At 38.4% G+C, this 21,146-nt stretch carries 38 protein-coding genes; 11 read left to right on the plus strand and 27 right to left on the minus strand.

Features of this window, described 5'->3' with window-relative positions; all coding sequences use genetic code 11:
* Positions 1–249: 249 nt before the first annotated feature.
* Positions 250–549, minus strand: a complete 300-nt coding sequence (locus K0A91_RS08325; protein WP_295009725.1) for a hypothetical protein — start codon at positions 547–549, stop codon at positions 250–252.
* Positions 550–735: 186 nt separating this feature from the next.
* On the opposite strand from K0A91_RS08325, the gene K0A91_RS08330 reads away from it, so the two are divergent.
* On the plus strand, positions 736–1,449 hold the full coding sequence (locus K0A91_RS08330) for a glucosaminidase domain-containing protein (RefSeq protein WP_295009726.1): 714 nt from the start codon (positions 736–738) through the stop codon (positions 1,447–1,449).
* 19 nt (positions 1,450–1,468) lie between these two features.
* Here K0A91_RS08330 and K0A91_RS08335 read toward each other — a convergent pair whose 3' ends face one another.
* Positions 1,469–1,711 (minus strand): hypothetical protein, encoded by a 243-nt coding sequence (locus K0A91_RS08335; RefSeq protein WP_295009727.1) that lies wholly within the window; start codon positions 1,709–1,711, stop codon positions 1,469–1,471.
* 186 nt (positions 1,712–1,897) lie between these two features.
* Between K0A91_RS08335 and K0A91_RS08340 the strand changes: the two genes are divergently transcribed.
* The 8 genes from K0A91_RS08340 to K0A91_RS08375 all read left to right on the plus strand — a co-directional run bounded on the left by K0A91_RS08340 (position 1,898) and on the right by K0A91_RS08375 (position 6,819).
* The gene (locus K0A91_RS08340) at positions 1,898–2,209 is read left to right on the plus strand and encodes a metalloregulator ArsR/SmtB family transcription factor (protein WP_295009728.1); all 312 of its coding nucleotides are present in this window, start codon (positions 1,898–1,900) and stop codon (positions 2,207–2,209) included.
* On the plus strand, positions 2,202–2,603 hold the full coding sequence (locus K0A91_RS08345) for an arsenate reductase ArsC (protein WP_295009729.1): 402 nt from the start codon (positions 2,202–2,204) through the stop codon (positions 2,601–2,603). Before K0A91_RS08340 ends, K0A91_RS08345 begins: the two co-directional genes overlap by 8 nt.
* Position 2,604: 1 nt before the next feature.
* Positions 2,605–3,858 (plus strand): arsenic transporter, encoded by a 1,254-nt coding sequence (locus tag K0A91_RS08350; RefSeq protein ID WP_295009730.1) that lies wholly within the window; start codon positions 2,605–2,607, stop codon positions 3,856–3,858.
* A gap of 66 nt (positions 3,859–3,924) precedes the next feature.
* Positions 3,925–4,773 carry a S1-like domain-containing RNA-binding protein gene (locus tag K0A91_RS08355; protein WP_295009731.1) on the plus strand — a complete coding sequence of 283 codons (849 nt, stop codon included), beginning with the start codon at positions 3,925–3,927 and terminating at the stop codon, positions 4,771–4,773.
* A 1-nt stretch (position 4,774) separates the two neighbouring features.
* Positions 4,775–4,981 (plus strand): hypothetical protein, encoded by a 207-nt coding sequence (locus K0A91_RS08360; RefSeq protein WP_295009732.1) that lies wholly within the window; start codon positions 4,775–4,777, stop codon positions 4,979–4,981.
* 18 nt (positions 4,982–4,999) lie between these two features.
* Complete coding sequence (locus tag K0A91_RS08365; RefSeq protein ID WP_295009733.1) at positions 5,000–5,686, plus strand: lysophospholipid acyltransferase family protein; 687 nt, start codon at positions 5,000–5,002, stop codon at positions 5,684–5,686.
* A 90-nt stretch (positions 5,687–5,776) separates the two neighbouring features.
* The gene (locus K0A91_RS08370) at positions 5,777–6,079 is read left to right on the plus strand and encodes a chorismate mutase (protein ID WP_295009734.1); all 303 of its coding nucleotides are present in this window, start codon (positions 5,777–5,779) and stop codon (positions 6,077–6,079) included.
* Positions 6,080–6,087: 8 nt separating this feature from the next.
* Entirely contained in the window at positions 6,088–6,819 is a 732-nt protein-coding gene (locus tag K0A91_RS08375; protein WP_295009735.1) for a rhodanese-like domain-containing protein, read from the plus strand.
* A gap of 39 nt (positions 6,820–6,858) precedes the next feature.
* Here K0A91_RS08375 and infA read toward each other — a convergent pair whose 3' ends face one another.
* From infA to rpsJ, 23 genes are read right to left on the minus strand one after another with little or no spacing between them, the layout of a single operon-like run.
* Positions 6,859–7,077: a translation initiation factor IF-1 gene (gene infA / locus K0A91_RS08380; RefSeq protein ID WP_008338996.1), complete on the minus strand. Its 219-nt coding sequence runs from the start codon at positions 7,075–7,077 to the stop codon at positions 6,859–6,861.
* Between the two features lie 16 nt (positions 7,078–7,093).
* Positions 7,094–7,852: a type I methionyl aminopeptidase gene (map, locus tag K0A91_RS08385; RefSeq protein ID WP_295009736.1), complete on the minus strand. Its 759-nt coding sequence runs from the start codon at positions 7,850–7,852 to the stop codon at positions 7,094–7,096.
* A gap of 3 nt (positions 7,853–7,855) precedes the next feature.
* Positions 7,856–9,118 carry a preprotein translocase subunit SecY gene (secY, locus tag K0A91_RS08390; RefSeq protein ID WP_295009737.1) on the minus strand — a complete coding sequence of 421 codons (1,263 nt, stop codon included), beginning with the start codon at positions 9,116–9,118 and terminating at the stop codon, positions 7,856–7,858.
* A 2-nt stretch (positions 9,119–9,120) separates the two neighbouring features.
* Positions 9,121–9,519, minus strand: a complete 399-nt coding sequence (gene rplO, locus K0A91_RS08395) for a 50S ribosomal protein L15 (protein WP_295009738.1) — start codon at positions 9,517–9,519, stop codon at positions 9,121–9,123.
* Between the two features lie 3 nt (positions 9,520–9,522).
* Positions 9,523–9,963, minus strand: a complete 441-nt coding sequence (gene rpsE, locus K0A91_RS08400) for a 30S ribosomal protein S5 (RefSeq protein ID WP_294929651.1) — start codon at positions 9,961–9,963, stop codon at positions 9,523–9,525.
* A gap of 8 nt (positions 9,964–9,971) precedes the next feature.
* Positions 9,972–10,328 (minus strand): 50S ribosomal protein L18, encoded by a 357-nt coding sequence (gene rplR / locus K0A91_RS08405; RefSeq protein ID WP_295009739.1) that lies wholly within the window; start codon positions 10,326–10,328, stop codon positions 9,972–9,974.
* A gap of 13 nt (positions 10,329–10,341) precedes the next feature.
* On the minus strand, positions 10,342–10,878 hold the full coding sequence (gene rplF, locus K0A91_RS08410; protein ID WP_295009740.1) for a 50S ribosomal protein L6: 537 nt from the start codon (positions 10,876–10,878) through the stop codon (positions 10,342–10,344).
* Between the two features lie 12 nt (positions 10,879–10,890).
* On the minus strand, positions 10,891–11,286 hold the full coding sequence (rpsH, locus tag K0A91_RS08415; RefSeq protein ID WP_295009741.1) for a 30S ribosomal protein S8: 396 nt from the start codon (positions 11,284–11,286) through the stop codon (positions 10,891–10,893).
* A 46-nt stretch (positions 11,287–11,332) separates the two neighbouring features.
* A complete protein-coding gene (locus K0A91_RS08420; RefSeq protein ID WP_011371935.1) occupies positions 11,333–11,518 on the minus strand; it encodes a type Z 30S ribosomal protein S14 in 186 nt (61 codons plus the stop codon).
* Positions 11,518–12,063, minus strand: a complete 546-nt coding sequence (gene rplE, locus K0A91_RS08425; protein ID WP_295009742.1) for a 50S ribosomal protein L5 — start codon at positions 12,061–12,063, stop codon at positions 11,518–11,520. The genes K0A91_RS08420 and rplE overlap by 1 nt, the downstream gene beginning before the upstream one ends.
* A gap of 2 nt (positions 12,064–12,065) precedes the next feature.
* Positions 12,066–12,296, minus strand: coding sequence for a 50S ribosomal protein L24 (gene rplX / locus K0A91_RS08430; protein WP_295009743.1), 231 nt, complete (start codon positions 12,294–12,296; stop codon positions 12,066–12,068).
* Positions 12,296–12,664 carry a 50S ribosomal protein L14 gene (gene rplN, locus K0A91_RS08435; protein ID WP_295009744.1) on the minus strand — a complete coding sequence of 123 codons (369 nt, stop codon included), beginning with the start codon at positions 12,662–12,664 and terminating at the stop codon, positions 12,296–12,298. The genes rplX and rplN overlap by 1 nt, the downstream gene beginning before the upstream one ends.
* A complete protein-coding gene (rpsQ, locus tag K0A91_RS08440; protein ID WP_295009745.1) occupies positions 12,664–12,912 on the minus strand; it encodes a 30S ribosomal protein S17 in 249 nt (82 codons plus the stop codon). Before rpsQ ends, rplN begins: the two co-directional genes overlap by 1 nt.
* 9 nt (positions 12,913–12,921) lie before the next feature.
* Positions 12,922–13,107, minus strand: a complete 186-nt coding sequence (gene rpmC / locus K0A91_RS08445; RefSeq protein ID WP_295009746.1) for a 50S ribosomal protein L29 — start codon at positions 13,105–13,107, stop codon at positions 12,922–12,924.
* Complete coding sequence (rplP, locus tag K0A91_RS08450; protein ID WP_295009747.1) at positions 13,094–13,519, minus strand: 50S ribosomal protein L16; 426 nt, start codon at positions 13,517–13,519, stop codon at positions 13,094–13,096. Before rplP ends, rpmC begins: the two co-directional genes overlap by 14 nt.
* Before the next feature lie 2 nt (positions 13,520–13,521).
* On the minus strand, positions 13,522–14,247 hold the full coding sequence (gene rpsC, locus K0A91_RS08455; RefSeq protein WP_295009748.1) for a 30S ribosomal protein S3: 726 nt from the start codon (positions 14,245–14,247) through the stop codon (positions 13,522–13,524).
* Position 14,248: 1 nt separating this feature from the next.
* Positions 14,249–14,566: a 50S ribosomal protein L22 gene (gene rplV / locus K0A91_RS08460; RefSeq protein WP_295009749.1), complete on the minus strand. Its 318-nt coding sequence runs from the start codon at positions 14,564–14,566 to the stop codon at positions 14,249–14,251.
* A 2-nt stretch (positions 14,567–14,568) separates the two neighbouring features.
* Entirely contained in the window at positions 14,569–14,844 is a 276-nt protein-coding gene (gene rpsS / locus K0A91_RS08465; protein ID WP_295009750.1) for a 30S ribosomal protein S19, read from the minus strand.
* 4 nt (positions 14,845–14,848) lie between these two features.
* Complete coding sequence (rplB, locus tag K0A91_RS08470; RefSeq protein WP_295009751.1) at positions 14,849–15,688, minus strand: 50S ribosomal protein L2; 840 nt, start codon at positions 15,686–15,688, stop codon at positions 14,849–14,851.
* A 1-nt stretch (position 15,689) separates the two neighbouring features.
* A complete protein-coding gene (locus tag K0A91_RS08475) occupies positions 15,690–15,971 on the minus strand; it encodes a 50S ribosomal protein L23 (RefSeq protein ID WP_295009752.1) in 282 nt (93 codons plus the stop codon).
* Positions 15,972–16,586 (minus strand): 50S ribosomal protein L4, encoded by a 615-nt coding sequence (gene rplD / locus K0A91_RS08480; protein ID WP_295009753.1) that lies wholly within the window; start codon positions 16,584–16,586, stop codon positions 15,972–15,974.
* On the minus strand, positions 16,586–17,161 hold the full coding sequence (gene rplC, locus K0A91_RS08485) for a 50S ribosomal protein L3 (RefSeq protein WP_295009754.1): 576 nt from the start codon (positions 17,159–17,161) through the stop codon (positions 16,586–16,588). Before rplC ends, rplD begins: the two co-directional genes overlap by 1 nt.
* Before the next feature lie 9 nt (positions 17,162–17,170).
* Entirely contained in the window at positions 17,171–17,482 is a 312-nt protein-coding gene (rpsJ, locus tag K0A91_RS08490; RefSeq protein ID WP_295009755.1) for a 30S ribosomal protein S10, read from the minus strand.
* Positions 17,483–17,638: 156 nt separating this feature from the next.
* On the opposite strand from rpsJ, the gene K0A91_RS08495 reads away from it, so the two are divergent.
* Together K0A91_RS08495 and K0A91_RS08500 are read left to right on the plus strand one after the other, a co-directional pair.
* Positions 17,639–18,754, plus strand: coding sequence for an ATP-binding protein (locus K0A91_RS08495; protein ID WP_295009756.1), 1,116 nt, complete (start codon positions 17,639–17,641; stop codon positions 18,752–18,754).
* A 58-nt stretch (positions 18,755–18,812) separates the two neighbouring features.
* The gene (locus K0A91_RS08500) at positions 18,813–19,358 is read left to right on the plus strand and encodes a ribonuclease HII (protein WP_295009764.1); all 546 of its coding nucleotides are present in this window, start codon (positions 18,813–18,815) and stop codon (positions 19,356–19,358) included.
* Here K0A91_RS08500 and glp read toward each other — a convergent pair.
* A complete protein-coding gene (glp, locus tag K0A91_RS08505) occupies positions 19,355–20,566 on the minus strand; it encodes a gephyrin-like molybdotransferase Glp (protein ID WP_295009757.1) in 1,212 nt (403 codons plus the stop codon). The two genes, K0A91_RS08500 and glp, sit on opposite strands and share 4 nt — an antisense overlap.
* A 139-nt stretch (positions 20,567–20,705) precedes the next feature.
* Positions 20,706–21,143, minus strand: coding sequence for a molybdenum cofactor biosynthesis protein MoaE (locus tag K0A91_RS08510; RefSeq protein ID WP_295009758.1), 438 nt, complete (start codon positions 21,141–21,143; stop codon positions 20,706–20,708).
* Positions 21,144–21,146 lie beyond the last annotated feature (3 nt).

Raw genomic sequence — 21,146 nt, forward strand, 5'->3', positions numbered from 1 at the left:
CTATTTGATTGATGTTTTGTATTGTTTTTTTGGTAAAAAATTATACCATTTACACGATTTCAAAAGGCTTTTTAAAATTTAAATTAGCTTAAATTATTGGTTGTTTGTGGGAATCTGCAAGTGGCTCTTTAATTTAGTTATTTAAAAATTATTGCAAAATGACATATTCTTAGCGTTATGTACTGATAAAAATTTAGAGAATAATTCAGAATGGAGATATTTCATTCCTATTCTAAGCAAAAGTTCCCGCTACAAAGAGATTCTATCTGAGTCAAATATGCTTTTTGCCTTTAAAAAGAGAACTAACATGTAGATAACGCCTATGCCGTATTGCAGACTCTCTTCATCTCCCATATATGCGTATACGTCAATCCAAAAAAAGTATATAATCGAACTAATTGCCGTAGCTGCGATGACCAAAGAGGCAAAATAGAGAGCGTCGTTATATAAACTAAGAATCAGAATCAAGCCGATAATTGCGGGGATGTAGTGTCCGCTAAGGTACCAGTAGACACCTCCGACTAGCAAAAGTGATATATTAAGCAACATCTTTTACCTTCTTAAATTATTTTTACAAGTTTAACTAAATATTTCAATTTTAGAAGTAAAACTATTTTTTTGGCATAATAACGCGATGATTTTACATGCAGCCACCTTTATCCACTCGACAAATAATGATTTCGAGCGCGCAATGCCTGGCGTTTACACAAAAAAACAAAACATGGAATTTTTAATTTGAAATATTTACAAAACAACTTATCACTGATTTTTTTAACGACTCTGTTACTTATATTTATATACGACACCCTTCCAAAGTCAGAACCGAAAAAGCCAAAACCTGTAACAGCAGTTGAGAAAAAACCTGTTGAGAATCTATTTAAATTAGACGGAAAAAAAGAGCGATTTTCAAATCTGGTTGTGCCTGCCATAAATAAGGTCTACAAAGAGCTAGAAGCCCAATATGAAGATATCTCTAATAATATAGACAACTACCATTATGCAAAAAAAATATTAAACCTGAAAAAAAGCTACAAAGTAAGAACCGATAAAGAGCTGCTTATGGCCCTAAAACCTCATCCAAAAAGTATTGCCATTGCTCAGGCGGCGATGGAGAGTGCATGGGGTGAGTCAAGATTTTTTAAAGAGGCTAATAACCTCTACGGAGTCTGGTCGTTTAGCAAAAAAGAGCCGAGGATTGCAGCATCGCAGCAGCGGGGGAATCAGACAATTTGGCTCAAACAGTATGGAAGCATCGAAGAGTCTGTGAGAGACTACTACATAACACTTGGACGCTCAAGCGCATTTAGGGAGTTTAGAAAATTAAAAATGAAGACGAACGACCCTTACAAACTAGTTGAAAAACTTGATAGATATTCTGAAATCGGGGAGAAGTACACTAAAGATTTGAGCACTATTATAAGATATAACAGATTTTATCTCTACGACTAAGCTCTGAGGGGGGGAAGTCTTAGTGACTTCCGCATCCGCCACCGCAACAGCCGTTGCTTGTTGAGTCGCTTATCGCGATTACGAAGCTATCCTGTGCCTCTTGAACTTTAAAGCTGTGTTTGCCGCAAAATTCGTCATTCATCAAATTTCTCATCTCAATCGACTTTAGTAGCGCCTCATCTTTAGACTCCATCTCTAAACCGTTTACCAAGTTGCTCTTTTTGAAGCAGCTGCACTCTTTTTCTACAATAATCTTAAACATATTTTTTCCTTATTTGATATCTATTATCGAATAGTATCAAATTGCTCTGTTTATATTCTTAGCCTATTTGAAGTAAAAATATTTTTAAGATTGACATAATTATGACACTCTTTATATATCAATATATCTTGATATATTATTTATATTTTGCTACAATTTTGCAATTTTTTAAATTAGGTGTTGGCAATGGATATATTTTTAAATACCATCGGCGCAGTAAATGATGCCACGAGAGTCGAGATACTACACTTTATAAACACAAACGGCGAAGTGTGCGTATGTGATATCGAAAATTCGTTCTCAATGATTCAATCTCGCATATCAAGACACCTCAAAATTTTAAAAGATGCAGGCTTTTTAAAAGTGGACAGACGAGGCAGATGGGCGTACTACAGCGTAAGAGCGCCCATTGATGAGTTTAGACAATCAATCCTAAAGGAGATTGTCTGTTCGGATATAAAGATACCGTTATTAAACAAAGGGTGTAAAAATGAGTAAGAAAGTTTTAGTATTATGCACTGGAAACAGCTGCCGCTCAATAATCGCAGAGGCATTGATAAACAGGTATATTGACGGTGTAAGTGCTCAGAGTGCCGGTGTTAGAGCGAGCGCAAGAGTAAATCCATTTGCAAAAAAAGTATTAGAAACAAACGGCGCGTGGAGAGATGAGTACCACTCAAAAACTCTTGAAGAAGTTCTACATGTAGATTTTGATTTGGTTGTAACGGTTTGCGATAACGCAAAAGAGTCCTGCCCTATTTTTCCAAAACAGACAAAGGTTATACATGTTGGTTTTGTTGATCCTGATGGCAAAGAGTATGAGGAGTTTGTTAAAACATATAACGAGATAAAAACCACTCTGCTCCCTATTGTAAAAACTGAGTTATCATAACATGCTGCTCGCATTTGGCATTTTTCTTATAACACTCATCTTTGTTATCTGGCAACCGCGAGGACTGCAAATCGGCACTACCGCAATGGCGGGCGCAGTTGTCGCACTTCTTTTTGGAGTGGTAAACTTTAGCGACGTTGGAGCGGTATTTGACATTATTTGGGACGCTACGCTTGCTTTTATAGGGATTATTATTCTCTCCATGGTTTTGGATGAGATAGGATTTTTCGAGTGGGCGGCGCTTAAGATGGCAAAGCTCTCAAAAGGCAGCGGAACCAGAATGTTCTTCTACTCCATCATTCTTGGCGCATTTGTTTCTGCGGTATTTGCAAATGACGGAGCAGCGCTCATCTTAACTCCTATATTGCTTGCTAAAATGCACATACTCAGACTAAATGCAAAAACAATCCTCGCATTTTTACTGGCAGGTGGATTTATAAGCGACAGCGCGTCTCTGCCTTTTGTATTTTCAAACCTGACAAACATCGTAACGGCAAACTACTTCAACATAGGTTTTGGAGATTTTTTCTCAAATATGATTTTTCCGTTTTTTGTAAGCACGCTTATCAGCATGTTGGTTCTATGGATTGTTCTGCGCAAAGATATTCCAAAGAGTGTTGATGTCAGCCTGCTTAAAAAACCCGAAGAAGTTATAAAAAACAGGGCGTTATTTAACTTTAGCTGGCTCTTTTTGGCGATTTTGCTCTCTAGTTATTTCATCGGTGATGCGTATCATATACCGATATCAGCATTTGCTCTTGGAGGCGCGATTATCTTTTTGGCAATCGCAAGCTACACAAAGAGTGTAGAGCCAAAGCATATTATAAAAAATGCTCCTTGGCAGGTTGTATGGTTCTCACTTGGACTCTACATCGTTGTTTACGGGCTTAAGAATGAGGGGCTCACAGACTATCTTAGTGAAATTTTACTCTATCTTAACACACAGAGCGAGGTTGTTGCCGTTGTTGGAACAGGTTTTTTAGCGGCAATACTATCGGCTGTTATGAACAACATGCCGACAATTATGATTATGGATATTGCTCTAAAAGATATCGCTAACGAAGCTATGATTTACGCAAATATTATCGGCTGTAACTTAGGACCAAAAATGACTCCGTTTGGCTCGCTTGCTACGCTTTTATGGCTTCACACATTAAACAAAAAAGGTGTTAAGATTGATTTTTGGTCATACACAAAATTCGGTCTCATTGTTACGCCGCCGGTTCTTTTGGTTGTACTCCTCTCTCTTGTTTAAAAAGAGATATAATGTCGGATTAAATTCTCAAACATTTTGAGATAGACGGAATAACAAGGAAACAACATGTTACAAAACCAACACCTAGAGCTGGGGCGGATAAACTGTCTCCGCGTAGACAGACACACTCCCCACGGCATATTTTTAGAATCCCTAGACGAAAAAGATGTCCTGCTTCCGCAGGCTTACGTAACCGACGAGATGCAAGACGATACCCTATTAGAGGTATTTTTATATACGGACTCAGAAGACAGACTTATAGCAACAACGCTAAAGCCAAAAGCGATGCTTGATGAATTTGCACTTTTTGAGGTTGTAGATGTAGCACCCTTTGGAGCATTTGTAAAGTGGGGTCTTGCAAAAGATCTCTTCGTTCCAAACATGTTTCAAAAAACACCATTTAAAGTCGGCGATAAAAGATTTTTAAGAGTAGTTTATGATGAGAGAACGCACAGACTTGTAGGAAGCGAGAAACTTGGCGACTTTTTTGACAAAAGACCAAAAGGGCTTGCTCCGCACAAAGAGGCTGAGATACTCATTATTGCAAAAACTCCGCTTGGATTTAAGTGTATCGTAGATGACAAATACGAGGGTTTGATATATCACAACGAAATTTTTGAGAAGATCGAGATAGGAAGCAGCAGAAAAGCATATGTTAAAACCGTTAGAAAAGATGGCTGTATAGACTTGACTCTCCAATCCAGCGGAGCGAAGAAAAAAGATGCTTCCCTAGAAAAAATTATCTCTCTTTTAAAGCGTAGCGGCGGCACAATGCCATACAACTACAAAAGCGACGCCGAGCTGATTGTCGACATGTTTGGGCTTAGCAAAAAAGAGTTTAAACGCTCGCTTACCGCTCTTCAGGAGAGCGGAGATATCGAGGTTAAAGATACCGGAATATATCTCAAGAGCTAAAATGGCAAAAAATAAAAAAAGCATAGAGCTAACAGACAAAGAGATATCTTTTGTTTTAGAAAAAGTCTCATATAATATTATAAGATTTTACCCAACAAAGATGACGGTAGATGTTATGGTTTTTGAAAACGGTGTAAAAGAGGGGCTAAAGTCACTTCCTTTTGCTCATCTGCCAAAAGAGATAAAAAAAATTATCAAGCCAAACTAAACTTTCAAGGAACGACTTTTGACATTTAACCAGATTAAAATGGCTCTCTACTCTACCATTCTTACAAACTACTACGGATTTAAGCTCACAAATATAAAAGATTCAAAAGGGAAGAAAAAAGCCCGAATAGAGTATGCAAGCACTCTGCTAAACAAACTAAACATAAAAATAAAAATTATAAACGAAGAGAAGCTTCCACAAGAGGGTCAATATCTGCTAATCTCAAATCACAGAAGCATAATCGACCCTCTAACTATTGAAATTGCAACCAGGCACAGTTCTATTTTCGGATATTGGATAGCAAAAAAAGAGCTCTACGACTCGCTATTTTTTGGTAAATTTACAAGAAATGCAGGAACAATTCTTCTCGACCGTGAAGCCTCACAGATGAGCGGTTTTTTTAAAGATATAAAAAACTGCGTAAAAGAAGGAAACTCAATTTTTATCTTTCCTGAGGGAACAAGAAATAAAACAGGCTTGGAGCTTACTGAGTTTAAAGAGGGCTCTCAAATTATTGCCATCAAAAACAGGCTTCCGATTCTTCCCGTTTATATACGTTCAAAAGCGGATGAGATACTGTTGTCTGCAATAAAAAACCCTTCTAAGGGGCGCGAAATAGAGATTGTAATAGGTGATATCATCGACTATAAAGACAAAACTCTCTCTATAGAAGAAGCCTACAGGAGAGGGTTTAATATGGCATAATAAGTTTATATAAAGTCGTTATTTAGAATCCGATAATTAAACTATTATCTCTTTTTGGCTAACATATCTCACTTGAAATGGAGAAACTAGATGTCAAAAGTAAAAAAGTGCAATTCGCTCGAAGAAGTAAGACAAGAGATAGATAAAATCGATGATTTAATCGTTGAACTTATATCCAAAAGAAGCCATCTTGTGCGTCAGGCAGCATTGTTTAAGAATAGCATTGAAGAGGTTAAGGCAGAAGACAGAGTGGACTACATCTTGCAAAAAGTACGTCACTCAGCAATAAAAGCCGACGTATCGCCAAATATGATATCTGATCTTTTCAAGATTATGATAAACGAGATGGTAGAGACGGAAATATCAGAATTTAGAAATACTCAAACTTTTTAAAAACAGCAATGAAACATCTCTTAATATCACTTCTACTGACTTTTAATGCTATCGCATATGATGCATTTATCAAGCCGCATGAACTAAAAAACATTCTTAAAGAGCAAAACCTGATTCTTCTTGACATAAGTAAACGCTCCGCCTATGAGTATAGCCATGTAAACGGCGCACTTCATCTTGATATCTCAATTTTTATTAAAGACAAACAGACAAGAATGGCAGATAATTTTAGCAAAAATGTACAAAAAGAGCTTACAAAACTTGGTATAAATAAAAACTCAAAAGTAGTCATTTATACAAGAAATCAAAAGCAAGATTCTCTAAACTCAACTTATTTGGCGTTTATACTAATCCAACACGGATTTGAAGATGTGACGATACTTGATGGCGGATATATGGCTTGGGTATTTAAATATCATGATTTTATCTCTACCAAAGAGTCTAAACCCTCAAAAGACGGAACATTTGAAATTAAGTACAATCCATCTCTTTTAATTAGCAATGAGCATAAAACAGAGAAATCGCAAAAGCTCATCTCATTTGAGCATACAGACCTATTTTTTGATGACTTTACACTTAGAAGCGATAGTGAACTTAGAGAGAATCTTATAGAGAAGTTTGCTTTAAATAGTGAGGATGAAATATTGATATCCGCAGAAACCGTTTTTGAAGCTTCGCCAACTTGGTATATTTTTTATAAAAAGTTCGGTTTTAAAAATGCAAAGATTTTGCAATTTTAAAACCGCCCAATTGAAGTGTAAGAGAGGTTTTAACCTCTATTACTTGTATCTATAGGTGATACGACCCTTGTCAAGAGAGTATGGTGTTAGCTCGAGTTTTACCTTATCACCCGGTAATATTTTGATATAGTGCATACGCATTTTACCTGCTATATGACATAAAATAATATGTCCGTTTTCTAACTCAACACGGAATGTTGCATTTGGCAAAGCCTCTATAATCTTGCCATCAACTTCGATAACATCTGATTTAGCCATTTTAATCCTTTTTTTCTCAAGCCAGAGATAAAATTTCAGCTTTACCATTGACAATTGCAACGGTATGCTCGTAGTGTGAGCCGCGTAAACCATCGGCACTAACAACATCCCAATTATTCTCTAAAATAAGCGGTTTTGACTCTTTTTGACAAATCATCGGCTCCAGACAAAAAACCATTCCGTTTTTTATCTTTGGGCCGCCTTTTGGGTCTATTCCATCAAGATAATTTGGTATCTCAGGCTCTTCATGAGGTTTTCTGCCTATGCCATGTCCACAAAAACTATGCAATGGCACAAAACCTCTTGAGCAAATCGATTTTTCCAAAACTGCCGAGAGCTCTTTAAACCTCATTCCTACTTTTATGGCTGCAATAGCCTCATACAGAGAATCTTTCGCGCATGCGATTAACTCTTCATCTTTAGCGCTTACTTTGCCAACAGGAACGGTTATAGCAGCATCACCAAACCACCCATCAAGTTCTGTTCCGATATCATACCCGATAATATCACCCTCCTGGAGTCTATAGTCAGTTGGAATACCGTGAATGATTACTTGATTAAGTGATGTGCAGACGGAGTTCGGAAAGCCGTAGAGACCCTTAAAAGATGGTTTTGCACCATGAGAGCGGATATACTCCTCAGCCTGTGCATCAAGTTCTTTTAAAGAAATCCCTACTTTTGTATTTTGTCTTAGTAATTCTAACGCACCGCCGACAATTTTGTTGGCAGCACGAAGCTTCTCAATCTCTTGAGGTTTTCTTAGCACGATGGCCATTACTTAGAGACCAACTGCACTTAACGTCTCATATTTACTCATGTAAATTTGAGCCTCAATCTTTCTCATCGTATCAAGTGCAACCTGAACGACAATTAAAACAGCAGTTCCGCCAAAAAAGAACGGGACACCCATTCCTTTTATAATCATAAACGGCAGCGTAGCAACCAATCCAAGATAAAGCGCACCTGTAAAAGTTAAATTACTGGCTGTTGCATTTAAAAATTCTGACGTTGCATTTCCAGTACGAATACCAGGAATAAAACCGCCCTGTTTTTTCAAATTTTCTGCAATATCTTTTGAATTAAAAGTAATTGATGCATAGAAAAATGCAAAGAAAACAACAAAAAGAAATGTCAAAAAGTTAAAGAAATAACTATTTGGATTCAGATAATCTGCAATTGCAATAATCGTAGGATTGCTGCTGCTAGATAAAACAGTCATAGGAAACATTAATATCGCACTTGCGAAGATAACAGGAATAACGCCTGATAAGTTCACTTTGATAGGAATATAGTTCATAACTCTCTTATTTTGATTTTGCATCATAACTTTTTTAGCATATGTGACAGGTACACGGCGCTCACCAAGTTCAACATAAATAATAATCGCAACAGTTCCAAAAATCAGAGTCAGAATTGCGATTACAGTTAAGAAGCTCATGGCACCTGTATTGACCATTGTTATCATTTGACCGATAGAGCTTGGAATAGCCGAGACAATTCCTGCAAAAATAATCAAAGATATACCGTTGCCTATGCCGTTTTGCGTAATTTGTTCACCAATCCACATAAGAAGCATTGTTCCAGCCAACATCGAGATAGCAGAAAGTATGATAAATGTGTTGTGATCAATTAATATTGCGCTGTTACCATTAGGTCCCGTTAAACTCTGAAGTCCGACACTTATACCTATTGCTTGAATTATGGTAATAACAATTGTCGCATAGCGAATAATTTGCATATACTTTACCATTCCGTCACGCTCTTTTTTCATCTGTCCAAGAGGGGCAAATGTAGCAGCTAAAAGCTCCATAATAATTGAAGCTGTGATGTAAGGCATGATTCCAAGAGCTATGATTGACATTCTCTCAACAGCATTGCCGCTAAACATATTGAATAGACCTAGTGCGTCTGATTGGTGAGAATCGAAGAAGGAAGCTATAACAGCAGCGTCAACGCCTGGAACCGGCACGTATGCCAGTAGGCGATAAATGAATAAAAACCCGATAGTAATAAATATCTTATTAACTAGATTTTTATTCACGGCTATTTACCTGTAGTAGTAACGTTGTCGTCTTTAATTTTTGATGCCAATTCTTTAGCAGAAGCACCAACTAACTTAACTTTCGTCACACTAGCAGCAATCTTATGAACACCACGGATGCTATCCATAGTAATTTCGCTCAACTCTGCAACTACTTTGATTTTATCTACGTTGATTACGTATGGTTTTACAACACGAGATGTAAATCCAATCTTTGGTAATCTTCTTGCAAGTGGAGTTTGTCCACCTTCAAAGTTTCTTTTTCTTGAGCTACCAGAACGAGCAGTCTGACCTTTTCCACCACGTGTAGAAGTCTTACCCATTCCTGAACCACATCCACGTCCAACTCTTTTACGATTTGAAGTAGAACCCTCAGCAGGCGTTAAATTTTCAATACCCATTTTCTATCCTTTTAAACGACCTAGTGCTTCAACCGTAGCGCGCACTAGTGTACCTGGATTGTTTGAACCGATTGACTTTGTAAGGATGTCTTTAATACCTGCAAGTTCAAGAACGTGACGAGTAGCACCACCCGCGATTACTCCTGTACCTTCTGATGCAGGCTTTAAAAGAACACGACTTGCATTGTACTTATGCTCAATATCGTGTGCAATTGTAGTACCTTTGATACTAACTTTGCTTAGGTTTTTAAACGCATTATCTACAGCTTTTTTAATAGCATCTGGAACTTCTTTCGCTTTTCCAGCACCAAAACCGATAGTACCTTTTTTATCACCAACAACTACAAGCGCTGTAAAACGGAAACGACGTCCGCCTTTTACAACTTTTGTAACACGGCCTATATTAACAATTGATTCTTCAAAATCTTCTCTATTGATTTCCATCTTAACCCCTAGAACTTAATTTCGTTTGCACGAAGTGCGTCACCAAATGCAGCTATAACACCGTGGTATTGGTAACCATTACGATCAAATACAATCTCAGAAATGTTAGCTTTTTTCAGTGTAGCAGCGAATACTTCACCAAGTGCGGCTGCACCCTCTTTGTTTGCTTTATGACCAGTTGCTTTTGAGTTGATTGCAGCCAATGTAGTAGCTGTAACATCATCAATAGCTTGTACACTCAAATAACGATTTGAACGAAATACAGAAACACGAGGAAGTGAAGCACTACCAGATATTTTTGCACGAATACGGCGTTTACGTTTTAAACGATTAGCCAATTTGCTTTTTAATACTTTAGCATTCATTTATACTCCTTCCTTATTTCTTAGAAGTTTTACCGGCTTTACGCACGATATGCTCTTCAGCGTATTTAACACCCTTACCTTTGTAAGGCTCTGGCGGACGGAATGATCTTATCTCAGCTGCACTTTGACCAAGCGCTTGCTTGTCATGGCTTTTAAGAGTAATAACATTCTTCTCAACTACTGCTTCAATGCCTTCTGGCAATTCATAGTTGATATCGTGTGAAAAACCGAGTTGCAAGTTAAGTACTTTACCATTAACGGCAGCACGGTAACCAACACCGTTGATCTCCAAAGCTTTTGTATAACCAGTTGTTAAACCAGTTACGATATTTTGAGCTAATGCACGATAAGTTCCCCAGAAAGCTCTGTGTGTACGAGAATCTGAAAGAGTAGCAAAAGTTAAAACGTCGCCGTCTAAATTGAAACCAACATTTCCCTTTGTATCTAAATCAACACTATTTTTGCCTTTAGCAAAAGTTATAACATTTCCGTTTGCACTTACTTTGATATCAGATGCAAATTGTATAGGTAATTTACCAATTCTTGACATGTTATTTCCCTCCTACCAAACTGTACACATAACTTCACCACCAAGACCAAGAGCATAAGCTTTATCGTTTGGTAGAACGCCATGTGATGTACTAACAATAATAGTTCCGTAACCATTTTTGAAACGTTTAATCTCTTCCTTGCCCTTGTATACACGACGGCCAGGCTTAGATACTCTCTTCATTTCATTAATAACACATTTACCGTTATCACTGTATTTTAATACAACATTGATAGTTTTTTTAACGCCGTCTTCAACAACGTTAGAGCTCTCAATATAACCTTTTTCAACTAATATGTTTGCTAACGCTTCAACACTCTTAGAGTGAACAAGAGTAGTAACATCTAATCTTCTCATACCAGCATTACGAATACGAGTTAACGCGTCCGATACTAAATCATTTATCATTTTTTTCCTTTGCTAATCACTAGAAGTTTCAAGCGGGAGCTAATGCTTACCAGCTTGACTTTCTAACGCCTGGGATTAATCCCTCATTTGCCATTTTTCTAAAGCATACACGACATATTCCGAAGTCACGGATTACAGAGTGTGGACGACCACAAATCTGACATCTAGTGTAACCACGAACTTTAAACTTCGGCTCTCTTGCTGCTTTAACAATCATCGATTTCTTAGCCATTAGTTGCTTCCTTTACTAAAAGGCATACCCATTTTCTCTAGAAGAGCAAAGCCTGCCTTGTCAGAATCAGCAGTTGTAACAACTGTGATGTTCATACCATGAATTTGCATGATAGAGTCATAACTGATTTCCGGGAAAATCAATTGCTCCTGCAATCCAAAGTTGTAGTTTCCGCGACCGTCAAAACCGTTTCTTGGAACACCACGGAAGTCTTTTACACGTGGAAGAGCTATAGAAACTAGACGATCATAGAAGTTATACATTTTTTCTCCGCGTAGTGTTACACGGATACCAACAGGCATACCTTCACGAACCTTAAAACCAGCAACTGATTTCTTTGCTATTACAGTACTTGCTTTTTGACCGGCAATTTTAGTAATAGTATCTTCAATGTTTTGGATAAGCTTGTTATCTTTCATTGCGAAACCTGCACCAACAGAGATAATAATTTTATCTAATGCAGGAGTCTGCATTGGATTTTTTATCCCGAGGTCTGCTTGCAATTCAGATTTTAAGCTTAAATATTTTTCTTTTAAACGAGCCATAATTATGCCTCCACTTTACGAACATTTGAAATATCTATAGGCATCTCTTTATTGATATGTCCGCCTTTAGTGTTATCTTCTGTAGGTTTGATAGCTTTCTTAGCAATTTTGCAACCCTCAACTATTACCTTGTTTTTCTTTGGTAATACTGCAAGTACAGTAGCTTTAGTTCCACGATCGTCACCGGCGATGATCTCTACAGTATCGCCTTTTTTAAATTTTAACTTTGCCATTAAACAACCTCCGGCGCAAGAGATACGATTTTCATAAAACCGCCATAACGTACTTCACGAGCGATTGGTCCGAAAATACGAGTGCCAACCGGCTCTCTCTTGTCATCAAGTATAACAGCTGCATTATCATCGAAACGGATAAGAGAACCGTTTTCGCGGTGAATCTCTTTACTTGTTCTAACAACAACAGCTTTTACAACTTTACCTTTTTTAACTTTAGCAGTTGGTGTCGCTTTTTTTACTGAGGCAATGATAACATCACCTACTCTTGCATAACGACGCTTAGAACCGCCAAGTACCTTAATACACATAACTTCTTTTGCACCTGTATTATCAGCTACATTTAGACGAGTAAACGCTTGGATCATTATTTAGCTCCTAGTATTACTGTTTTAAGTCTGTATGATTTAGTCTTAGAAAGTGGGCGACACTCGATTGCAATAATCTGATCTCCAACTTTTAACTCATTGCGCTCATCATGTACTAGGTACTTTTTGAAGCGCTTTACAACTTTATGGTAACGAGGATGCATTACACGGCGCTCAACAACAATACTCGCTGTTTTGTCACCTGAAATTTTAACTACGCTACCTTGAATTTCACGTTTATGTGTCATCGCCAGCCCCTATTTCGCTGCACTGAGTGCAGTGTTGATTCTAGCAACATCTTTTTTAGCGATACTAAGTTCGCTAGTGTTTTGTAGTTGCATCATCTGTCTTTTAATTTTTAGAGTAAAGAGTTGAGTCTTTTTCTCTTTTAGCATTGCCTGAAGCTCTGCTACAGTTTTATCTGCTAAATCAGAATATTTCATTGCTCATCTCCGCAGTAATTATTTTTGTTTTGAATGGCAATTTGTGCATTGCAAGAGTAAGCGCTTCACGAGCAAGCTCTTCCGGAACACCGGCCATTTCAAAAATTATACGACCTGGTTTAATGTTCATTACCCATTGATCAACTGAGCCCTTGCCTTTACCCATACGAGTTTCAAGAGGTTTTGCAGTTAATGGTTTAGCTGGGAATACACGAATCCAAATCTTACCATTTCTTTTGATGTGACGAGTAGCTGATATACGAGCCGACTCAATCTGACGAGAGTTGATACGTCCAGCTTCTACTGCTTTTAGAGCAATATCACCGAATGCCAACGTATAACCTGAACGAGCGTAACCACGGTTACGACCCTTCATCATCTTACGATATTTAGTTCTCTTAGGCATCAACATGATTATTCAGCCTTTCCGCTATTTTCGCGTTTAGGAGCACGTTTAGGGCGACGAGCACCCTCTTTTTGCTGCTCTTCTTTTACTTCTGCCGGGATACCTTTTGTGAGAACCTCACCTTTGAATATCCAAACTTTAACACCGATACAACCGTATGTAGTGTGCGCTTCAGCAAAACCGTAGTCTATTTTTGCACGAAGTGTATGAAGAGGAACACGTCCCTCTAAGTACCACTCAGTACGAGCCATTTCAGCTCCGCCAAGACGACCGCTTACAGATACTTTAATACCTTTAGCTCCGCCTCTTTGCGCATTCTGCATAACTTTTTTCATAGCACGTCTAAATGCAACACGGCGCTCTAATTGAGTAGCAACGTTTTCTGCAACAAGCTGAGAAGAAATTTGAGCTTTTTTCTCTTCTTTGATATTTACTGATATAGGTTTACCTACAAGAGACTGTAGAGTATCTTTAAGCTTCTCAATATCTGAACCCTTTTTACCAATAATGATACCAGGGCGTGCAGCAATAATTGTTACACGAAGTCTTTTAGCTGTTCTCTCTATGATAATGTTGGAAACACCCGCATAGTAAAGTTCTTTTTTCAAATATGTACGAATCTTGTAATCTTCGCCTAATGAGACTGCTGCAGTCTTAAAATCAGGAAACCATCTGCTTTCCCAATTGCGGTTGATACCAAGACGTAAACCAATAGGATTAACTTTTTGTCCCATACTATTTACCCTCTACTTCTACTAAAATATGCGCTGTCGGCTTTCTAATACCAGATGCCATACCACGAGCTCTCGGACGAAATCTCTTTAGCACTGGACCATTATCAACACGGCATGATGTTACTGTACAATCGCTAGCTTCACTGCCGCTGTTAGCAACTGCTGATGCAACTACTTTAGCAATGATTTTTGCTGCTTTGTTTGGTGTAAACTCTAAAGCTGCCAATGCCGCTTCAGCGTTCATACCTTGAATCTCTCTTGCAATAAGGCGAGATTTCATAGGTGAAACACGGATAAATTTTAATAATGCTCTAGCCATGATTAACCTTTCTTCTGTACAGAGCCCTTATGGCCCTTAAATGTACGAGTCGGTGCGAATTCACCTAATTTATAACCAATATGGTTTTCTGAAACAAATACTGGAACGAATTTGCGACCATCATGAACGTTAAGAGTCAGTCCAACCATATCTGGCAGAATAACACTTCTGCGAGACCAAGTCTTAATAGGTTTTTTATTACCTTCAGCTTTGGCTGCAACTACTTTCTTCATTAAATGATCATCAACAAATGGACCTTTTTTTACACTTCTTGCCATTTAACTACCTCTTCGGATTAGATTTACGGCGAGTAATAATAAGTTTATCACTTGCTTTTTTACGACGAGTTTTTGAACCCTTCGTTGGTTTACCCCATGGAGTAACTGGATGACGACCTGAGTTCGTTTTACCTTCACCACCACCGTGCGGGTGATCGATTGGGTTCATCGCAGAACCACGAGTTTGAGGACGGATACCCATATGACGAGTACGACCTGCTTTACCAAGAACGATATTGATATACTCTTCGTTTCCGACAGTTCCTACAGTAGCCATACACTCACCCAATACTAAACGCATTTCAGATGAAGGCATACGAAGTGAAACATACTTGCCATCACGACCCATAATTTGAGCAGAAGTTCCAGCTGAACGAACCATTTGTCCGCCTTTGCCTACTTTTAACTCAACATTATGAACAGATGTACCCACAGGGATATTCATAAGTTTCATTGCATTACCAGGTTTAATATCAATGCCGGATTCAGCAGACATAACTGCATCGCCTACATTCAAATTTTTTGGTAAAAGAATATATCTCTTATCGCCATCAACATATGTTACTAGAGCGATACGACAGTTACGGTATGGATCATACTCAACTGTGCTTACTGTACCAGCAATACCAAATTTATCTCTTTTGAAATCGATAATACGATAAAGTTTTTTAGCTCCAGCTTCTTTATGGCGAGATGTAATACGTCCGTTATTGTTTCTTCCTGCTGATGCCGGAAGTTTAACAAGCAACGAACGAACACTTGCCTTAGAAGTAATGTCACTATTTTCTACGTTCGTATAAAAACGACGAGACGGGGTTGTTGGTTTATAAGTTTTTATTGCCATATTACACCGCCAAGCTTTCTATTTGTGCACCTTCAGGTAACTTAACATAGAACTTTTTAAAGTCATTCTGCTTCCCTGTCATGCCACGGAACTTTTTGATTTTTCCGCTTTGATTAAGTGAGTTAATTCTTGTTGGAATAATTCCAAAATACTCACGAAAAACCTCTTTAAGACCAGTTTTACTCATACGAGGAGAAGTTTGCACAACGATGATTCCATCTTCTTGCACACCTAAAGTCTTCTCTGTATAGAGTATAGATTTAATATCTGTAATATCTGCCATTTATTTAGCCTCTCCTACAAGATTTTCCCATACCGCTTTCTCGATCACAAGTGAACGATAGTTCGCAGCTAAATAAGCATTCAATTCATTCTCTTCAATCAGGTAAGTGCTTGAAATGTTTTGAAATGCTAAATAAGTTTGTTCATCTAAAACAGTTTTTACAAAAAGAGTGTCTCTTTGGTTTAACGCTTTAAACATTGCCACAGCATCTTTTGTTTTACCAGATGCAATTTCAATACTGTCAACTATGAACAGACTGCCTTTTTGCGCATGTTCTGCCAGAGCAAAGTTAAGAGCAAGTTTTTTTTGCTTCTTATTAACTTTAAGGTCATAATTACGGTTGTTTTTAGGACCAAACGCTTTACCGCCACCAACAAATACAGGGGAACGACGTGAACCGGCACGAGCGCGACCGCCGCCTTTTTGAGCCCATGGCTTTTTACCGCCGCCTCTAACTTCTGCACGAGTCAAAGCTGATGCACTGTTGGCTCTCATTGCTGCTTGCGCAGACTTAACATATAGATATAAGTTATGAGGGTTAATACCAGAAAAACTCTCCGGTAGTGCTAACTCAGAAGCTTTTTCCATTTTTTCATTTAGAACTATTGCGCTCATTATTTAGCTACCTTTACACGACCTAAAGAACCATTAGCTCCAGAAACTGAACCAACAACAGCAATGATTTTGTTTTCAGTATCAAAAGAGATGATCTCATTTTTTACACTATTTTGTGTATTACCATATTGTCCAGGCATTTTCTTGCCCTTCATAACACGACCTGGCCACTCTGCATTACCGATAGAACCTGTTCTACGGCCAAATCTGTGACCATGTTCAGCAGGACCACCGGAGAAATTCCAACGCTTCATAGCACCGGTAAAACCACGACCTTTTGTAGTAAATGTAGCTTTTACAACTTTAGCTTCTGCCAAAGGTGTTAAGTCTAAATCACCAGCTTCAGTGTTTGCTACTTCTAAAGTAACAAAACGGTTAAACTCAGATGAAAGGTTGTATTTCTTTTGCTGACCTTCAATTGACTTATTCATTTTTTTACCGCTCTTGTACGCAACAATAGCAGCATCATTATTAACTTCACAAACCTTAGCGTCCAATACTCTTAAAAGAGTTACAGGCTTACTAGGAACTGTGATAGTACGGCTCATACCGATTTTTTCAACAATATATTCCACGATGACCTCCTACTTATCCATAGAGCGAACTTCGACGTCCACTTCTGGGGCAAGATCTAGTTTCATTAGAGAATCTACAGTTTCCGGCGTTGCAGAAACGATATCAATTACTCTAGCGTGCATACGAATTTCAAACTGCTCACGCGAACTCTTGTTTACGTGCGGAGATTTTAAAACTGTATATTTACGAATCTTTGTTGGTAAAGGTATTGGACCACGAATTACCGCGCCTGTACGCTTAACAGCCTCTACGATTGATGCTACAGATCTATCAAGTACACGATGATCATAAGCTTTCAATTTTAAACGAATTTTTTCCATGTTTTTCCTTCTAAAGAACTCGTCAGGTCAAGCCTAACTATGTTAAGGGAGCGGAATTGTATCCAAACTATCTCTATATATCAAGAATATATGGGTCAAAATTTGAAATTTGTCCAAATTTATTTCCTTTTAATAAGGAAACTGTAGAATTACGGTATGGAAATTTTACTAGAAGAATTATATAAAACCGATATCATTTTGGACAAGTTCCACTTTAGAAAACTCTTTTTGGAAACGCCCACTTATAAATCTGATAGTTTCAGCAAGGATAAGGTGCTTATATCTGCTACGAGCTATCAGATAAATGGAATTTCTCAATGCGGAAAGACAAAACTTGTAAAAAACTACCTTTTTGGGCTTAAAAAGAGCAGCTACCTCTATATAGACTGCATGGATTTGCGTATAGATATAGAAGAACTCAACAAAACGCTTTTTGATTTTTGCAACAAATATAAGATAAACACTCTTGTTCTTGACAACTACACTCCTGAGATTAAAATCGTAAACGTGCCACAGCTTATCATCTGCAGCGAAGTGCACCATGAGATAGATTTCTTGAAAAGCGTAAAACTCTATCCGCTTGATTATGAGGAGTTTTTGGCTTATGAACATAAATATGACTCAACTGCACTGAACCATTTTTTCAAACTAGGCGGCTTTCCATCAATGCACAAAATCAACAGTGACGGGAGGATTATCTATCTTCAAAAAACCCTAAAAAATACGCTTATACTTATGGAGCTTGATATTCTTATATTCTGTACAAAAATGATGGCGCAAAAGCTCTCTCCATACTCCATATATGAGAGACTCAAACAGACGAAAAAAATATCCAAAGACAAACTATACTCATCCTTTGAGACTCTAAGTTCAAAAGGGTATATCCATCAGCTTCAAAAAATAGACCATCCAAAGGCTATCAGAAAAATATATCTCTGCGATATCTCATTAAAATCAGCCCTTACAATAGATAAACAATTTAGCAAACTTTTTGAAAATATGATATATTTAGAACTTTTAAAATCAAACAGCGAAGCCTTCTATGATGATGGGATTGATTTTTATCTGCCAGAGAGTGACGAGGTTATACTAGGAATGCCTTTTGCAGATGAGAGAACACTTTTTAAAAAGATGGAAGCGATTGAGGCATTTCTCTTTACCTATCAGATTAAAAAGGTAACGGCAGTTACCATGAGCACAGAGGGGAGCATGAGTCACCCGCTCTCGCATGTAGAGATGATTCCATTTGATATTTGGGCTATTGGAGATTAAGGTGTAAATTTAGTTGCAGGGATTTGATAAAAATATAAATGAAATTAAGGATGAGTATATGTTATGCGGTATTGATGAGGCGGGGCGCGGTCCGCTGGCGGGAGATTTGGTTGTTGCAGGATGTATTTTAAACGTACATGTAGATGGTTTAAACGACTCAAAAAAGCTGACCGAGAAGAAGAGAGAGGCTCTCTTTGAGCTGATAGTCAAAAATTCCACCTACCATATAGTAAAATTCTCTGCAAAAGATATTGATGATTTTGGTGTTTCTGTCTGCATAAAAAGAGCTCTTGTAGAGATTATGAAAAATCTAACATGTAGTGAGTACCTGTTTGACGGAAACTCCGCATTTGGTGTTAGCGGTCTTAAAACAATGGTAAAAGCAGACGGCAAAGTTGCAGAGGTAAGTGCCGCTTCTATTTTGGCAAAAGTTACTCACGACAGAGATATATTGGAGCTTGCTAAAAAATATCCGCAGTATCAGCTGGAAAAACACAAGGGGTACGGAACCGCTCTGCATGTAGAGATGATTAAAAAGCATGGCTACTCCGAGATTCATAGAAAAAGCTACAAGTTAAAAGAGCTTCAGCCGAAACTATTCTAAAAATTATCCAGAAGAATAACGTTTACAAAAGTACCCTCTGAGAGGTTTTCGTCATCCTCACCCGCAATCATTAGGGCGCTTGAATCTAACATGTTGGTGAGTATCGCCGAACTTCCAACTTTTTTTCCCTTGAAGTTTACAAAATATTCGCCATCTTCGACAACTACGTTACACGCTGTAAATTCCGTAAGCCTGCTTCTTTTTGTAAAATCTTCGCCGAGCTTCGCCGCCACAGTTTTATAAGCGCTCTCACGTCCGAGCATCTTTGCAATAAGAGGCAGCACATAAAGAATAGCCGTTACGGTTGAGGAGTATGCAAACCCGGGAAGTGCCAAAACAAATCTCTCACCCTTTTGCGCGACTAGAATATGCTTACCCGGTTTTATCGCTACACCCTTATAGATAACCTCTGCACCAAGGCGCGGAACTATATCTTTTACAAAGTCGTAATCTCCAACACTCACACCACCCGTACTTACTACAATGTCGGCACTTGAGAGCGCGTTTTGAAACGTCTGCATAATAAGGTTTTTATCATCACCAACCGTTCCAAGCTGTACAACTTCGGCTCCTGCTTGTTCAAAAAGCGCCGCAAGAGTATAGTTGTTTGAGCTTCTTATCTGAGCGGGGTTGTCGCTGTTTACACCGAGATCCAAAATTTCGCTTCCTGTTGATACAACTGCAACACGAGGCTTGAGCGCAACTTTTACCATCACATGGTTGAGTGCCGCCATAACGCCGATTTCGACAAAGCCGATTTTTGCCCCTTTTTTTATAAGTACGTCTCCTGCTCTATACCCCTCTCCTATCGGACGGACCGCATTGCCAAGAGGTACGCTCTCGTTTATGATGATTTTCCCATCTTCTACGGTAACGTTTTCTATCTGGATTAAAGTATCTGCTCCGTGAGGCATCATCGAGCCTGTAAAAGTTTTTATACACTCTCCGCTTTTAATAGTTCTTTTTTCATCGCTTCCTGCAGGGTTATCCCCAACTATCGATATAACTTCATTCTGCAAATCTGAGTGTATTACGGCATATCCGTCCATCGAAGCGGTTGGAAACTGAGGGTCGTTATACTCTGCTGTTATATCCTCCGCCAAAACTCTTCCAAGGGATGCGTTAAGTGCCACATTCTCGGTTCGCCCAGAATTAACATGCAACAAATCGAGCATATTCTGGCTTGTTTCATACGATAATAGACTCATTTTAAAAATCCTTAATTTTATTGCATACCCTCAAAGGGCACCTAGTAAAATGAAGGAAACCTCCATTTGTTAGCCCCGTTTAGGAACAAAGTCCCTAAACTTCGCTTACGCCGCTGTGGCGACCAAAGGCGGCTTATTCTTAAGATAATAAGCCGCTCCCTTTTATAGCTGTAGAACGATCAAGTGCATAGATTCTTTTTCCGTTCTTTAAATCATATTTCCAAATCGGCGCAGATGCTTTAAAATCCTCTACAAACTCATCTATAAACTCTAGCGCAACACGGCGTTTTGGAGAGAAAACTGCTGCGATGTACGAGGATTCATGAAGCATTACATCGCCTCTGGAGTGCGCCATTTTTATAACAGCGCCCTTTGCCCTTATCCTTTGTTGCCACGCCTCAAACCAACTACGGAGTATCGGCTCATAAATGTCAAAACTAAGACCCTCTATATTATCTTCGCTTCTTACGGTTCCAACAAACGGTATATATGCGCCGTAGTTACTGTCTGCTTCCTGCTCGTACCACTCTTTTAAAATAGTCGGGACATCAAGTGAGCCGTCATATAGATAAAGCATACA

Origin of the sequence: Sulfurimonas sp., assembly GCF_019429335.1 — a bacterium.
Lineage (GTDB): Bacteria > Campylobacterota > Campylobacteria > Campylobacterales > Sulfurimonadaceae > Sulfurimonas.